The organism is Schaalia canis (genome assembly GCF_003858455.1).
In the GTDB taxonomy this organism is placed as follows: domain Bacteria; phylum Actinomycetota; class Actinomycetes; order Actinomycetales; family Actinomycetaceae; genus Pauljensenia; species Pauljensenia canis.
Genome location: NZ_RQZF01000010.1, coordinates 70,322 through 84,824, shown reverse-complemented (window position 1 = coordinate 84,824; position 14,503 = coordinate 70,322). Strand labels below are relative to the sequence as shown.

General features: G+C 57.5%; 11 protein-coding genes and 1 tRNA gene. 5 read left to right on the top strand and 7 right to left on the bottom strand.

Annotated elements, in window-relative coordinates:
* Together EII11_RS08885 and EII11_RS08880 are read right to left on the bottom strand one after the other, a co-directional pair.
* Nucleotides 1–3,024 (bottom strand): SdrD B-like domain-containing protein (locus EII11_RS08885; RefSeq protein WP_276310964.1); only part of this gene is annotated, 3,024 nt, incomplete at its 3' end.
* A gap of 337 nt (nt 3,025–3,361) precedes the next feature.
* Nucleotides 3,362–5,197, bottom strand: coding sequence for a phosphoenolpyruvate carboxykinase (GTP) (locus EII11_RS08880; protein ID WP_124871717.1), 1,836 nt, complete (start codon nt 5,195–5,197; stop codon nt 3,362–3,364).
* 231 nt (nt 5,198–5,428) lie between these two features.
* Between EII11_RS08880 and EII11_RS08875 the strand changes: the two genes are divergently transcribed.
* From EII11_RS08875 to EII11_RS08865, 3 genes are all read left to right on the top strand, one after another.
* Nucleotides 5,429–6,058 (top strand): DUF47 domain-containing protein, encoded by a 630-nt coding sequence (locus tag EII11_RS08875; RefSeq protein WP_124871714.1) that lies wholly within the window; start codon nt 5,429–5,431, stop codon nt 6,056–6,058.
* Between the two features lie 4 nt (nt 6,059–6,062).
* Nucleotides 6,063–7,124, top strand: a complete 1,062-nt coding sequence (locus tag EII11_RS08870) for an inorganic phosphate transporter (protein WP_124871711.1) — start codon at nt 6,063–6,065, stop codon at nt 7,122–7,124.
* Between the two features lie 142 nt (nt 7,125–7,266).
* Nucleotides 7,267–7,722, top strand: coding sequence for a septum formation family protein (locus EII11_RS08865; RefSeq protein WP_124871708.1), 456 nt, complete (start codon nt 7,267–7,269; stop codon nt 7,720–7,722).
* A gap of 1 nt (nt 7,723) precedes the next feature.
* Here the strand turns inward: EII11_RS08865 and EII11_RS08860 are convergent, their stop codons facing one another.
* From EII11_RS08860 to EII11_RS08850, 3 genes are all read right to left on the bottom strand, one after another.
* Nucleotides 7,724–8,764, bottom strand: a complete 1,041-nt coding sequence (locus EII11_RS08860) for an NUDIX hydrolase (protein ID WP_165867128.1) — start codon at nt 8,762–8,764, stop codon at nt 7,724–7,726.
* Nucleotides 8,765–8,918: 154 nt separating this feature from the next.
* Nucleotides 8,919–11,459: an RNA degradosome polyphosphate kinase gene (locus EII11_RS08855; protein WP_124871741.1), complete on the bottom strand. Its 2,541-nt coding sequence runs from the start codon at nt 11,457–11,459 to the stop codon at nt 8,919–8,921.
* A 121-nt stretch (nt 11,460–11,580) separates the two neighbouring features.
* Nucleotides 11,581–12,222 (bottom strand): hypothetical protein, encoded by a 642-nt coding sequence (locus EII11_RS08850; RefSeq protein ID WP_124871702.1) that lies wholly within the window; start codon nt 12,220–12,222, stop codon nt 11,581–11,583.
* A 93-nt stretch (nt 12,223–12,315) separates the two neighbouring features.
* Between EII11_RS08850 and EII11_RS08845 the strand changes: the two genes are divergently transcribed.
* Together EII11_RS08845 and EII11_RS08840 are read left to right on the top strand one after the other, a co-directional pair.
* Nucleotides 12,316–12,387: transfer RNA gene (locus EII11_RS08845), tRNA-Lys, on the top strand.
* 266 nt (nt 12,388–12,653) lie between these two features.
* A complete protein-coding gene (locus tag EII11_RS08840) occupies nt 12,654–13,016 on the top strand; it encodes a hypothetical protein (protein WP_124871699.1) in 363 nt (120 codons plus the stop codon).
* Between the two features lie 146 nt (nt 13,017–13,162).
* Here EII11_RS08840 and EII11_RS08835 read toward each other — a convergent pair whose 3' ends face one another.
* Nucleotides 13,163–14,047, bottom strand: coding sequence for an EamA family transporter (locus tag EII11_RS08835; protein ID WP_124871696.1), 885 nt, complete (start codon nt 14,045–14,047; stop codon nt 13,163–13,165).
* Nucleotides 14,034–14,465, bottom strand: coding sequence for a peptide-methionine (R)-S-oxide reductase MsrB (msrB, locus tag EII11_RS08830; protein WP_240623125.1), 432 nt, complete (start codon nt 14,463–14,465; stop codon nt 14,034–14,036). Before msrB ends, EII11_RS08835 begins: the two co-directional genes overlap by 14 nt.
* Nucleotides 14,466–14,503: the final 38 nt, after the last annotated feature.

The window sequence follows — 14,503 nt, the reverse complement described above, 5'->3', positions numbered from 1 at the left end:
TGCAGCATCATCATCATCAGCCTCAACAGTAGGAGCCAAACCACGAGGCAGCTTGGTCACAGTCACCACATAAGACGTACCAGCAGGCAGAGCCTGGAGGTTCGTGAACTCGTAGAGGCCCTGTTCGTTTGTCGTAACGGTTAGCTCAGCGAGGTCTTGACCATCAAAAGTCTTGACCGGCTTCTTATCGCTGCGTGAGATGGTGAGGATGACATCCTTGATGCCAGGCTCATTATCATCTTGCAGGCCGTTCTTGTTGGTATCAAACCACACGAAGTTACCAACAGACACAGCAGGCTTGATGAAACCAAAATCAAGGGAGTTGTCCGAGGCACCGTCAGTGGTCAGATCCTTTGAGCGGGCCTTTCCGGCCTTCGCTTCAGAATCCTTCTCCGTATCGCTGCCCTGCTTATCTTCCGTAGGCTGGTAGCCCTCCGGTGTCGTCACTGTCACGATGTAAGAGGTACCAGCAGGAAGAGCCTGCAGGTTGGTGAACTCGTAGTGACCCTGATTGTTCGTCGTGGTGGTCAACTGAGCGAGGTCTTGACCATCGGAGGTCTTCACCGGAGCGTCGTCACTGCGAGAAATCGTCAGAGTCACATTTTCAATACCGGACTCATCAGCATCTTGCAGACCATTCTTATTGGCATCAAACCACACGAAGTCACCAACAGACACAGCAGGCTTGATGAAACCAAAATCAAGGGAGTTGTCTGAAGCGCCGTTAACGCTCAGTTCCTTGGCAGTTGCCTTACCTGCCTTTGCATCGGAGTCCTTCTCCGTATCGTTACCCCGTCGATCTTCGGTTGCTTGGTAGCCCTCAGGAGCAGTGACGGTCACGACGTAACGAGCGTCGCCGGTCAAGGGCTCCAATCCGCCAAAGGAGTACTCACCCTGAGGGTTCGTGGTCGTGGTCAGCTCGTCTGCTTGGAAGGGAGTGCCATCAGCGTGGTTGACGGTGCCGTTATCACTACGTGAAATCGTCAGGGTCACATTTTCGATACCGGACTCACCAGCATCTTGCAGGCCGTTCTTATTGGCATCAAACCACACGAGGTTACCGACGGACACCGAGGGCTTGATGAAGCCGAAGTCCAAGGTCATATCACGAGCAAGGTCGGTGTCGAGCGCTTCTTCGGAAACAACGGAATCCGTGTTGGAGTTCAGGTCAGCGGACACACCGTCAGCCAGTGCAACAGTCGGCACATAACCGGCAGGCGGGGTCACCATAGTGACCTTGTACTTCTTGCCTCCGCTCAGGACGGGCAGCTTGTCGAAGACGTAGTAGCCATTGTCCTTGGTGGTGTAGGTGTCGACAACCTGTCCCTCAACATTGGTAACGGGCGTATCGTCAGCGTAGGTCAGCTTAAGCACGGCTCCTGCCAGACCATTTTCTGATGGGTCCTGCTTGCCGTCCTTATTGGCATCAAACCAAACGTAGTCACCAACGGACACCGATGGTGGAAGCTTAGCGGTGTTCTCAAGCTGAACGTTGGTCACCTTCGCAGATTCAATGACGAAGGAGATTTCGTTCGTTGCGCTCTGGTCACCGATGGTAAAGAGGGGCTCGCCCCACTCCACGCCTGCTGGAAGTGCAGGTGTTGTTCCTGCTGCATCTTCAACAAGGCGGATGGTGGTTCCAACCGGGAATGGCTTATTTCCACCGTTGGGGTAGGCATTCAGAGCGTCGAACGTGAGAGGCATATCCACGGGATTTGCCGGGGCGTTCCAGTCCGGGTAGTGGCTTGGATTCTTTCCGTCAGGCAAGGTCCAGTGCACCTTCAACAGCGCCTTGCGATTCGGATCCTTGAGGACCTCTTCACGCTTCGGGCCGCCCAGTGTCTTGCCGACACGGAAGGATCCGTATCCTTCCCGCATAGTTGCAGTCGCTCCCGCAGAAGACTTGTAGCTGGCGTTGCGGGTCTGAGTGAAGAAGGGCGCGTTTTCGCCGTCGGAAATCTCGACGTTGTTCTTGTAGACGACGCTTTCAACAACCTTGCCGTCGTGCTTGGCGATGTAGAGGAACTTGTAGTTCACATCGTCATGCCATTCGCCCGAGAGCTTGTGAATCTTATAGGTTGCAGTCTTGCGGTCAGGGGAGACATCTGCGGTCAGCTTGAAGGTCCCAGGTTCAAAACCTTCATGGAATCGTCCGGGAACTGCGGGGGTTGAATCTCCGCCTACCCCATTCGGGCGACCGATAAGAGTGGTCCACTGCAGTTCGGGGTTTTCCTTCGTCTGAATGATGTAGAACTCGGTCATGTCAGTGAAGGTTTGTGGGCCAGAAAGGGTGTCTTTGATGACCAGAGGATTGGGGATTTCGCCGCCATTCTTCGCCGCAGCATCTTTTAGGGCCTTACCAGAAAAGACGATGTACCAGCGTAGGAAGCGGGCGTCAGAGGGGATGCCGTCATGGCTCTTATGCAAGGGCTCAGGATTCCATTGACGTGGCTTCTTCGTTGCAGGAGTATTCTCTGGCATCGGTACATTAATGGCGTTTCCGTTGGCGTCAAAGCTCACCGTTTCGCCGGTTGCAACATTCACTGCAGCGGCGAAATGGCCCTCGCCTGCAAGGTGAGACTTGGTGCTGAGATCGACCTGGTCACCAAAAACACAGGTGATGAGTTTCCGTTCTGGGTAGCAGGTACCAATAGTTTCGCCCTCCACCAATAGAGGGAAGTTATTGGTCTCTCGAATACCCAGCTCATTGGGCACGCGAAGTACGAAAGAGTCATTCGGCTTCGGGCGAGGGGCTGTGTCATCGAGATGCCACTTCCACTTCACCAGGACTGAGTCATTGATGTAGACACGGCCAGGGATACCTGTTGTGTCGTCGTTGCCGCCCCACTTCTTCATCGTAATGTCAGAGATGACAACATCCGCACGGTTATTGATCCCTGCAGGTGGGGCGTCGGCGCGTGCAGCGAAAAGAGGCGAGGCATAGATAATGCCGCTCACGACGAGCGCGAAGGCCATGAGGATCGCCAGAGGCATCCTCAACGACCGCATTCCTATAGATTTCATTTAAGCTCCTGAAGAGAGTCTACTACCAGAACTGAATTGAATAATGAAGCTGAATTACATTAATTCAAGCTCCATTCTTCTTCCATCGAAGCAACCCTATTCCGAGCATGAGAATATCCGCAATAGATAATGGAAATTCACTGAGAAAGCCCTTACTTTCCCACCTTAATTACCATTTAGTTTTAAAAAATAAATCTTCGTCGACACTCAGTTTTCCTTCAGATTCCGCCACATGCACTGTGGGCCCCCGCCTCCAAAAGAGGCGGGGGCCCACAGTGTGTGAACAATCACCAGCACATATTGTGGACTACCACAAAGCCGGCGATCAGCTTACTTTTCAGGCGCGTGCAGCAGCGATGCGCTCACGGAACTTGGCAAGCTGCTCAAGGATAGGCGCAGGCACCTTGTCACCGAAGGTCTTGAAGTATTCCTCGGTGTCATCCATCTCTGCAGCCCAGGCTTCAGGATCGATGTGGAAGAGCTTCGCCCAGGAATCCTCGGTGACATCCAGACCGTCAAGGTTGAAGTCCTCGAACTTGGGGTAGCGACCGGTCACGCCGTCGATGGCCTCAACCTCACCGGCAACGCGGCGAACGATCCAGTCCAGAACACGGCTGTTGTCGCCGTAGCCGGGCCACAGCCAGTTGCCGTCCTCGTCCTTACGGAACCAGTTGACCTGGTAAGCCTTGGGGAACTTATCGCCCAGCTCGGCCTGCATGTCCAGCCAGTGGCCCCAGTAGTCGGCCATGTTGTAGCCACAGAAGGGCAGCATGGCGAAGGGGTCGTGACGCAGGGCGCCAGCCTTGACATCGGTAGCAGCAGCAGTGACCTCGGAAGCCACAGATGCGCCGATGAAGACACCGTGTGCGGGCTCGTACTGCTCAGCAACCAGAGGAACGTTGGAGGCGCGGCGGCCGCCGAAGAGGATGGCGTCAACGGCCACACCCTCGGGAGCTTCCCAGTCCTCGCAGATGATCGGGCACTGGGCTGCGGGAACGGTGAAGCGGCTGTTGGGGTGAGCTGCCTTCTCGCCGGACTCAGGAGTCCAGTCGTTGCCGTGCCAGTCAATGAGGTGAGCGGGAACGTCGCCGTCAATGCCTTCCCACCACACGTCACCATCGTCGGTCAGGGCGACGTTGGTGAAGATGGAGTTGGCCTTCATGGTCTCCATTGCCATGGGGTTGGTGGAGTATGAGGTGCCGGGAGCAACGCCGAAGAAGCCAGCTTCGGGGTTGATGGCGTACAGGCGGCCGTCGGGGCCAGGACGCATCCAGGCGATGTCGTCGCCAACGGTCTCAACCTTGTAGCCGGGGATGGTGGGCTCAAGCATGGCCAGGTTGGTCTTGCCACAAGCCGAGGGGAAGGCTGCGGTGATGTGGAACTGGCGGCCGTCGGACTCGCGGGTCAGACGCAGGATGAGCATGTGCTCAGCCATCCAGCCGTCACGCTTGGCCATGGTCGAGGCGATGCGCAGAGCGAAGCACTTCTTGCCGAGCAGGGCGTTGCCGCCGTAGCCCGAGCCGTAGGACCAGATTTCATTGGTCTCGGGGAAGTGGGTGATGTACTTTTCCTCATTGCAGGGCCAGGTGGTGTCTTCCTGACCCTCTTCGAGGGGGGCGCCGACGGAGTGGACGGCGGGAACCCACGGCTTGCCTTCGGCAATGAGATCCATGGCTTCCTTGCCCATACGGGTCATGATGCGCATGTTGCACACAACGTAGGGGGAGTCGGAGATCTCGATGCCAAGCTGCGAGATGGGGCCACCCAGGGGACCCATGGAGAAGGGGATGACGTACATGGTACGGCCCTTCATGCAGCCGGTGAACTTCTCCTTGAGGGTGGCCTTCATTTCCACGGGATCTGCCCAGTGGTTGGTGGGGCCTGCATCCTCTTCCTTCTCGGAGCAGATGAAGGTACGGGACTCAACGCGAGCAACGTCAGAGGGAAGAGAGCGAGCGAGGAAGGAGTTGGGGCGCTTCTCTTCGTTCAGGCGGGTGAACACACCGGTCTCAACCATGAGGGAGGTGAGGCGATCCCACTCTTCCTGGGAGCCGTCGGAGAACTCAATGGCGTCGGGGGTGGTCAGGGCTGCAATCTCAGCAACCCATGCCAGCACGTCTTCGGGGGTGTTCGCGGGCGCTGCTGCGCGCACGTCCTGTTCAGTCACGGACATTTTGCCTCCTGGGGCTATCGGTAATTCCGGGACGCGGATCCGTCCCTGATCTACATGTTCAATCATCCCTGACGCATGGCAATTTTGCAGGGGCGATAGGTCCCGTGAACACCGTGTGCAGTGTCACAATCACAAAAAAGGTGGGAATCTAACCCCACGGGTTATCGCACTTCGCAGCGATGTGCCCTAATCTGGTTTTGTTGATATTCCCTGACCAATTCAGGAGGAACCGTGGGACTTCGCAAGCCCGAGGGTCCGTCATTCTTTGACCTCTTCACCACCCAGGCAACAAAACTCGTCACCGGCGCCGAGATTCTCGCTGCCCTACTCGGAGCATCACCCGAAGAGCGCGTTGCCCTTCGCGATCAGCTTCATGACGTTGAGCACGAAGGCGACGAAATCAACCACCTCGTCGTGCGTAAGCTCAACCAGTCCTTCGTCACCCCCTTTGACCGTGAAGACCTTGGTTTCCTGGCTGCCCGCCTCGATGACTGTATGGACCTCATGGACGAGGCCGGCGACCTGATCGTCCTCTACGGCATTCACGATCTTCCCGAGGACATCAGCTCTCTTCTGGCCGCACAGGTGGACGTCCTTACCCGCTGCGCCGTGCAGACCGCAGAATCCATGCCCAAGCTGAAGTCCCCCCTGGACCTGCGTGACTACTGGATCGAAATTAACCGTCTGGAGAACGAGGGCGACCGCGCCTACCGCCTGACCCTCACAACCCTCTTTGATTCGGGCCTTGACCCCGTGACCATCATTAAGGTCAAGGACGTGATTGAAGTCCTCGAACGCTGCTCTGACCGCTTCGAGGACCTTGCCAACGGCATCGAAACCATCGCAGTGAAGGAGTCCTGACACCGTGGACCTCAACCTGGTCCTGGTAGTCGCGGTCATCGTTATTGCGCTGGCCTTCGACTACACCAACGGCTTCCACGATGCTGCCAATGCCATCGCAACATCGGTGTCCACCCGCGCCCTCACTCCCCGCGTCGCACTCATCATGGCTGCGATTATGAACGTGATCGGCGCTCTGCTGGGCACTGACGTTGCTAAAACCATCGGCAAAGGCATCATCGACATTCAACATTATTCAGCCTCACCCGACATTGGTATGCAGCGTGAAGGTCTGATTATTGTGCTCGCAGCGCTCATTGGCGCTGTTGTTTGGAATCTCATCACCTGGTGGTTTGGCCTTCCCTCATCTTCCTCTCATGCCCTCATTGGCGGTTTGGTGGGTGCTGGCCTTGCCTCCGCCACGCAGGTTGAATGGTGGGGAATCTTTACTCACGTCATCATCCCGATGTTCGGCTCACCCCTAATCGGCTTCTTCTTGGGCTACTTCCTCATGAAGCTTGTCCTCAGGATGCTAGCTAACCTGCCCTACCACCGCACCATGCGTCACTTCCGTGTTCTTCAGACGATCTCTGCTGCCGCTATGGCCCTTGGCCACGGTCTGCAGGATGCGCAAAAGACCATGGGCGTGATTGTCATGGCTCTGCTGGCTGGCGGATACGGGGAACACCACAACATTCTTGACCCCGTCACCGGTGAAATGACGATCCCCCTGTGGGTCAAGCTCGCTGCAGCTATTGCCATCTCGGCAGGCACTTACGCTGGCGGCTGGCGCATTATGCGCACCCTGGGCCGTAAGATCATCGATCTCGACCCTGCGCGTGGTTTCGTGGCTGAAGGCGTTGCCGCTACCGTCCTGTATGTTTCGGCTTTCGCCCTGCATGCTCCCATCTCCACCACTCACACGATTACTTCTGCGATCTTGGGTGTGGGCGCAACACGTCGTTTCTCGGCAGTGCGCTGGGGTATTGCCGGCAATATCGTTGTGGCGTGGTTCCTGACCCTACCTGCCGCAGCCATCGTTGCCGCCGTGTGTTTCTGGACGACACACGCAATTCTTGGCGTCTAAAGGGTGCAGTTTCACCGGGGTTGGCCTCGTGGACAATCGTTCACGAGGCCAACCCCGGAGCCATATCCGTTCAATCCATTCGCTATTCACCCAGGCGGGCAATAGTCTTGAAACGTTGTCACTACACGAAGGGCGAATCACCATGAACGTCACTCCACACCGGAAGGGCGTCCTGCCTGCGGCTATTCGTTGGGCTTTTGCAGCAACCTCCGTCGCCCTCCTCCTTTCCTCATGCAGTCAGTCTTTGATCCTGCACCTCAAAGAAGGGCAATGCGTGAACCTCCCCGCCGAGGCAAGCGCGGCCACCATCGACGTCCTGCCCTGCACGTCAGCTCATGACGCGGAGATCGTCGGTATCGAAGAAATCACCGAAAACGCCCTCCCGCCGGAAAGCACCCTCGAAGAGCTCGCTTTCACCCAATGCCACGCGCACTTCACCCGCTACATCGGTGTTGACGCCAATGACTCTCAGCTTGATGCGATGTGGCTACTACCCACTCCGGCCTCCTGGAAAGCGGGAGATCGCTCCATCGTGTGCCTTGCCGTCGTCTCAGATGACAGCCCACTCACAGCAAGCGTCAAAGACACTCACTACTAAATCAGCGCGACACCCCGTGGCGCTCCACAGCAAGAACAACCCGCTCTCCCCCGCCAGCACCGGTGAGGGGCATCTGAGCAACATGAGCGATGACAGCCTCAGCAGTGCCCAACCACGGTGATTCCTGCGGGAACGATAACTGAACCTGCGCATTTGAACGGGCCTGGAGGACAGAAAAGATTGACGGCAAAGTTGGCCGATGCACGCACATGACCGTCGGCTCCGACAAATCCTCCAGAACACCTCGCGCTGTTCCAATCAGCCCCTCTGGGTGCTCCTGGGCAGCGGCCTCCGTTAACTCTGCGCGCATATCCATAGGAACACCCGCTAAGCCAGCGTAGGGAAGAAGGGTTTGAACACAGCGCGTCCACTCAGAGGACACCAAACGTGACACCCCAAAGGCAGAGAGCATGTCAATGGCGGCAAGGCTTTGACGCACCCCCGAGCGCGTGAGCACGCGTTCGCCTTCCCCACCGTTCCAGGAGGAACGCGATACGGCCTTCGCATGGCGCAACACAACAAGCGGCATCGTCACAAGGGTGCCAGCATGAGCGTGCGCCAGCACTTCAGTGAGGAGACGTCGATCCCCGCGGCGGGTGAGAAGACGGTCAGCTTTTGATGGGCTCACCCACCGGGCCTGGTCGATCTCACGGCGAGGCGCCCGCTCTACCGGAGGGCGCACCCGCGCAGCAGGAGTGTGCCCCGCCACGTGCCCAACCCAGTAGCGCACTTCCTTAATCTGTCCGCTTCCCAGGCGATAGCGTTGCACCGTCAAAGGCAATCCAAGGCGAATGATCTCGCCCGTTTCTTCTTCGACTTCACGCACTGCGGCAGAGACGATGGGTTCTCCCAGCTCACTCTTTCCCTTTGGCCACGACCAATCGTTGTAGCGCGGACGATGAACAATCAGGATCTCAATGTCCTCATCCTTGATGATCTGTCCCAGTTGAGCCTGGCAGGAAGGGTCCCGGAAACGCCACACAACAGCACCAGCCGAGCGCACCAAGTGCGAGGGGATCGGACGCGGACGAAAACGAGACACGCCTATAAGAGTAGCCGTGTTCACACTTTGCCGCGCCCTCCTTCGCGGGCATGGACCACACACTATCCCCGCCAAGCCCGCATACCCTCACCCTTTTGCGCAAAAAGGTGAGATAAGCGGCTTTCTTTAAACCCTTAGAGGGCCTTGAGGTGCCTCACGATGTTGAACGCCCAACAACGCGCGCGGAAGCCTCGTCCATCAAAACGGACTGCATATCCTCCAAACGCGACCCGTCTTTCGCGCGGATGCGACGCTTCCACGTGCCATTCTTCCGTAGATTCCACGAGGCCGTCTGCGGAGCCACCCCCCGGCGAATCAAGGAAGCCAAACGGGCCGTGTGATCCGGCTGAGCAATACGCACCAACGCCTCAACACGGCGATCAAGATTACGGTGCATGAGGTCAGCAGAACCGATCCACACTTCCTCTTCGCCTTCGGGACCAAAAGCGTAGATCCGGGAATGTTCCAAATAGCGGCCCAGCACCGAACGCACTTTAATGTTCTCCGACAATCCGGGCACTCCCGCACGAATCGCACAAATCCCTCGCACCAGCACATCCACGCGCACTCCCGCCTGGGACGCGCGATACAGGGCGTCAATCACGGCCTCATCCACAACAGCGTTGACCTTAATGCCAATCCACGCTTCTTGACCGTTCTGAGCCCGCACAATCTGCCCATTGATGCGCTCAATAAGCCCATCGCGGATCGACATGGGCGCCACCAACAAACGATGGAAGGTTGAGCGCGGCGCATAGCCAGACAACTGGTTAAACAGGCGCGTCATATCCTGGGCAACATCGCGATCATCGGTCAGTAAACCCAGATCCTCATAGCCGCGAGCGGTCTTCGGATGGTAGTTGCCCGTTCCGATATGGCAGTAACGGTGTAAACCATCGCCCTCCTGGCGAACCACCAAGGACAGCTTGCAGTGCGTCTTGAGGCCCACCATGCCGTACACAACGTGGACGCCCGCACGCTCAAGTTTGCGCGCCCAGGAAATATTCGCCTCCTCATCAAAACGGGCCTTAATCTCCACAATCGCCACAACCTGCTTACCGGCACGCGCAGCCTCGATCAGGGCCGAGACAATCGGAGAATCCCCCGAGGTCCGATACAGGGTCTGTTTAATAGCGAGCACCTGCGGATCACGGGCAGCCTGAGTGATGAAAGACTGTACGGAAGTAGCGAAAGAGTCGTAGGGGTGATGAAGAAGCACATCCCCATTGCGAATAGCAGCAAAAATATCGGCAGGCCTGGAGGACTCTACAGTGGCAAGACCCGCCGATGTGACGGGCACGTATCGGGGATATTTGAGGTGGCTGACCTCAAGCTCATGCAGGGTATTACACAGGGTCAGATCCAGTGGGGCGGGCAGCATAAAGACATCGGCGGAAGTAATCTCAAGCTTTTCCATGAGGAAATCCAGGATGAACTTCGAGATCGTATCGGCAACCTCTAGGCGGACAACCGCTCCGAAACGACGCCGCGCGAGTTCTTCTTCCATGGCGGTCAGCAGGTTCTCAGCGTCGTCCTCTTCCACCTCAACATCGGAGTTACGCGTGACGCGGAAAGCATGGGCCTCAACGATTTCCACCCCTGGGAAAAGATGCTCAAGGTGAGCTTTGACAAGGTCCTCAACGGTGATGAATGTTGCCCCTTCGGGCCTGCGAATGAAATGTTCAGCACTGCCTTCACGACCGGCCGTATCGACATTAATGACGCGAGGGAGTGAGCGGGGTACTTTCACTCGCGCAAAGTGCAATTTGCCGGTCAGGGGGTTACGCACGAGGACAGCGAGGTTAATCGACAGACCTGAAATGTAGGGGAAGGGGTGAGAGGGGTCCACCGCTAGTGGGGTCAGAACCGGGAAGAGTTGCCGACGGAAGAAGGTTGTCATTCGTTCTTGCTGATCGGAGGAAAGCTCCTCCCAGGAGCGCAGGTGGATACCTTCTTGTGCCAGTCCTGGAATGATGACCTGATGGAAGTGCTCGGCTTGACGCGCGGTAAGCTCCCGCGTGCGTGTCCGAATAGCGTCAAGGACCTGGGTGGGTTCGAGTCCTGATGCCGACATCTTGGCAATACCCGCTGCAAGACGGCGCTTGAGCCCAGCTACACGCACCATGAAGAACTCATCAAGGTTCGACGAGAAGATTGCGCTAAACCAGGCACGTTCAAGCAGAGGGAGTTCGTCATCTTCGCTCTGTTCCAGTACGCGCTGGTTGAAAGCCATCCAGGAAATCTCGCGGTCAGCGAAGCGTCCCTTTGGCAGGGGGTGCTCAGCACCCATCGGCTGACTCATGTCCATCCTCAAGGACAGGTCAGGCAGGGCTAGCTCGTCTTCCTCCCAGTCGAGGTCATACTCCGCGTCCTCATGTTCGCAGCCAACCAACGCTTCGGCGTCAGCCGAGACGAAGAAATCCTGTGCACGCGGGCTGGCCACGTTTCCGGTATTCAGTTCAGCGAGGGTGTCGGCCTCGCCGTGAGTAGGGGTGCCTTCCTCGCCGGAAATGGGGGTGTCAGTGTCGAGGGCGGCATCCTCGAAAACCTTGGGCTGTTCACTTGCGTATTCGCTGGTTGGCTCATCGGCGTGCTGGTCGCCGTGGTTAAGGGGGCCTACCCCCTTGTCACCGTCCAGAGTGGGCGTGCTTGCATGCTCAGCAGCGGACTCAGGAAAAACCTCAGCGTCAGACATCGCCATCCCCTTCGAAGATCCTTGCCCCACGCACCCATCCTTGCGATGCGTCTGGGAACTGTACTCACACTATGGTTGAGTTCTCCCAGATTAGCGTAGAAAAAGATCCCGTGGAGGCGCGCTAGTCTAGTGTGCCTGCAGCGGCTCGCAGAGCGGCGTCTTCAAGCTCGTCGGCTGTACGTACCAAGGCTTGTGCGCGGGTTGTCACAGGATGAGCAAGAGGATCAGCGGGATCTTCAATCCAGTGTGCGTTCTCACCTGCAGCAAGGACCCGCATCAGCGCCGCAGCTTGACGGCAGATTCCGTCAAGATCATCGTCGGTTAGCTGGCCGTGCAGGAGGGCCCGACAGTGAGCATCGACGGCCTCAACACTTAGCCCTTCTGGCCATTGCGTGTGGCGATTCGGCCCTGCCTGGCGAAGTAACGCGTCTACTCCCTGGGTGAAACGCTCATTGACGAGGTCGCGGTCACGGCGTACCCACTCGCTTAATAAGAAAATGCGCCACAAGGCACCCGGAAGGGTGAAGGAGGGGCTTCGCGACCATATGTGAGCGATTCCATCAATGCCTTCTTTGTCGATGGAGGCACGCAGGCGTTCCACGGTTGCCGCATCGAATTCTTCATCGCCAACACCCAGTAGTGCCCAGGCCGAAGTATGCGCAATTTCCGAGGCCAACGCCGGGTCAGTATCGCCCACAATGGCGTCAGCAGCCTGCGGGTCGAGCATTGCTGGGCGACGCGGGTGAGAATATCCTTCAGCCATTGGAGTGTCCTTCGTTTTGTAGAATGGCCAATGATGCCTACACTCTTGTAGGTAACGTGTTTGGATCACTCAGTGATCGCGAACCGTGACAGTGGGCCTATAGCTCAATGGTAGAGCAGCGGACTTTTAATCCGTGGGTTCGGGGTTCGAGTCCCCGTGGGCCTACTACGCAAAGACAGGGAAAAATCCCTGTCTTTTGCTTTTTCTCCAGCCATTACGGTACCCGGCAGGGTACCCAATGACTGAAGCAGAACCTCTTTTCCTCTATGAGCACAGCTTAGCCCGGGGTGGTGGAGGGCGCAGTGAAGCCCAATACGCCACCCTTTTCACAGCTCATTCATAACTTCCTCAAATCACGGTGATAAGCGCAGGTAGGAGATTGGGCATAGTTGATCGGATCCGCCGGTCCCCAATCAGATGTAGGAGCACCCATGTCCCTCACCTCTTTCCTACCGCAGGCCCTCACCCTCACGCCTAGCGTCGAGCCGGGGATTGCTACACGTTTGAGCGCACCGCACGCAGGGGCTCACCTTCTCTTCAATCTTGTGGAAGGGCTTGTCCTGGCGAGCCTCGCCGCTGGCGTTATCGCGGTGTTGTGGTGGGCAGCCAAACGTTACCTTCCTGCGCCGCCCTCGAAAGACCTTCTGACGCGCCTTGATGAGAACCTCGTCAACGGGAAAGTCAGTCCCGAAGACTACGCGCGTATTCGCGCCCAACTTGTTGGCACCCACACCGTTCAGCCTTCCCCTGTCACGCAGAACGAGAGTGACGAACAGGCACACCGTCTCGACTAAACGGCCTCTCTTCGAGCCTTTCTCACCCCCGAACGCGGGGATAAACGCGGAAAGAGGAAGTGCCCAGGCATCATTTACGCCTGGGCACTTCCTCTTTCCAAGAACGCGCACATACTGCCTACGTGCCTGACGGCACTGCAAAGCCACTATCTTCGTGGCGTGCGTGAGGTAATGGCGACCGCCACCGAAATCAACACCAGCCCCAGCACTTCGCCTAGCCCGGGGATCTGGCGCAGCATGAGCGCGCCCACAAGGGCAGATGTCGCCGGCAGTAGCGCCGTGAACAAGGCAAAGGTCGATGCGCTCACTCGTGACATTGCCAATGCCTCCAGCGAGTAGGGCAGAACCGTTGATAGCACACCCACACCCAGCAGAGCGACAAAAACTGTCCAGTCGCCCGCCACCACCGCCACTGAGGAGACGAAGAACGGTGCAGTCACAAGTGCGCCAATGGTCGAGCCAACTGCCAGATTCGTAATGCCGGAACGCTGCGAGGCAATATGCTGGCCAAGCACGATATACAGTGCCCACATCAAAGCTGCGGACATAATCCACGCAACCCCGATGAGAACCTTCGGATCGCTCAGATCAATTCCTACACCACCGATAGCCACCACACCGCCAAAAGCAAAGAGCGCAGCGATACGCGGCGCCCAGCCACGGCCTCGTAAAACGGCTACAGACACGGGCCCAATAAACTCCAAAGACACAGCCGTTCCCAACGGCAGGTACTCAATGGCCTGGTAGAAGGTCATATTCATTGCCGTCATGGCAAGGCCAAAAATGCCCGACCGAATAAGATCCGCCCGCGTTAAACCAACGCGCCATGGGCGTCGCCACACCAGAAGGACCGCTGCGGCAATGAGGATGCGCCACCACGCGACCTCCGAAGGGCTCATGATCGTAAACAAGCCCACAGCGATGGCCGCGCCGATGTACTGGATCAGCGCCGAGCCAACGATGAAAAACTGCGGCGGTACTCGATCAATGAGGCGAGTCTGCGGAGCGGGATCGGCCTCACTCGGCTGCATCGAAGGACAAGGAGACAGAGTTCATGCAGTAACGCAGACCCGTGGGCTGATCGGGAGCGTCTTCAAAGACATGGCCCAGGTGAGAGTCACAGGCAGCACACAGCACTTCAGTGCGAACCATCCCATGAGAGCGATCCTCGCGGGTAATAACAGCCGCATCCTGAGGATCGTAGAAGCTTGGCCACCCGCAGTGGGAGTCAAACTTCGTTTCAGAACGGAAGAGTTCAGCACCGCAGGCGCGGCAACGGTAAATGCCCTCACGCTTTTCGTCGAGCAATTCACCCGTAAAAGGACGTTCCGTGCCGGCTTCACGCAGGACGTGGTACTCCATGGGCGTCAAGATGCGGCGCCATTCGATCTCGGTGCGGCGAGCCGATTCCTGCGCATTGTCGGCGCTGTTGTCAGCATTGTTCGTCATCGTCATCATCCTTCCTTTCTGGCCCTCAGTCACAGTAT

Excerpts from the sequence above, each read along its gene's own strand:
- EII11_RS08880 (WP_124871717.1), bottom strand. The coding sequence starts at position 5,197 with ATGTCCGTGACTGAACAGGACGTGCGCGCAGCAGCGCCCGCGAACACC.
- EII11_RS08865 (WP_124871708.1), top strand. The coding sequence starts at position 7,267 with ATGAACGTCACTCCACACCGGAAGGGCGTCCTGCCTGCGGCTATTCGT.
- EII11_RS08855 (WP_124871741.1), bottom strand. The coding sequence starts at position 11,459 with ATGTCTGACGCTGAGGTTTTTCCTGAGTCCGCTGCTGAGCATGCAAGC.
- EII11_RS08850 (WP_124871702.1), bottom strand. The coding sequence starts at position 12,222 with ATGGCTGAAGGATATTCTCACCCGCGTCGCCCAGCAATGCTCGACCCG.
- EII11_RS08840 (WP_124871699.1), top strand. The coding sequence starts at position 12,654 with ATGTCCCTCACCTCTTTCCTACCGCAGGCCCTCACCCTCACGCCTAGC.
- EII11_RS08835 (WP_124871696.1), bottom strand. The coding sequence starts at position 14,047 with ATGCAGCCGAGTGAGGCCGATCCCGCTCCGCAGACTCGCCTCATTGAT.
- msrB (WP_240623125.1), bottom strand. The coding sequence starts at position 14,465 with ATGACGAACAATGCTGACAACAGCGCCGACAATGCGCAGGAATCGGCT.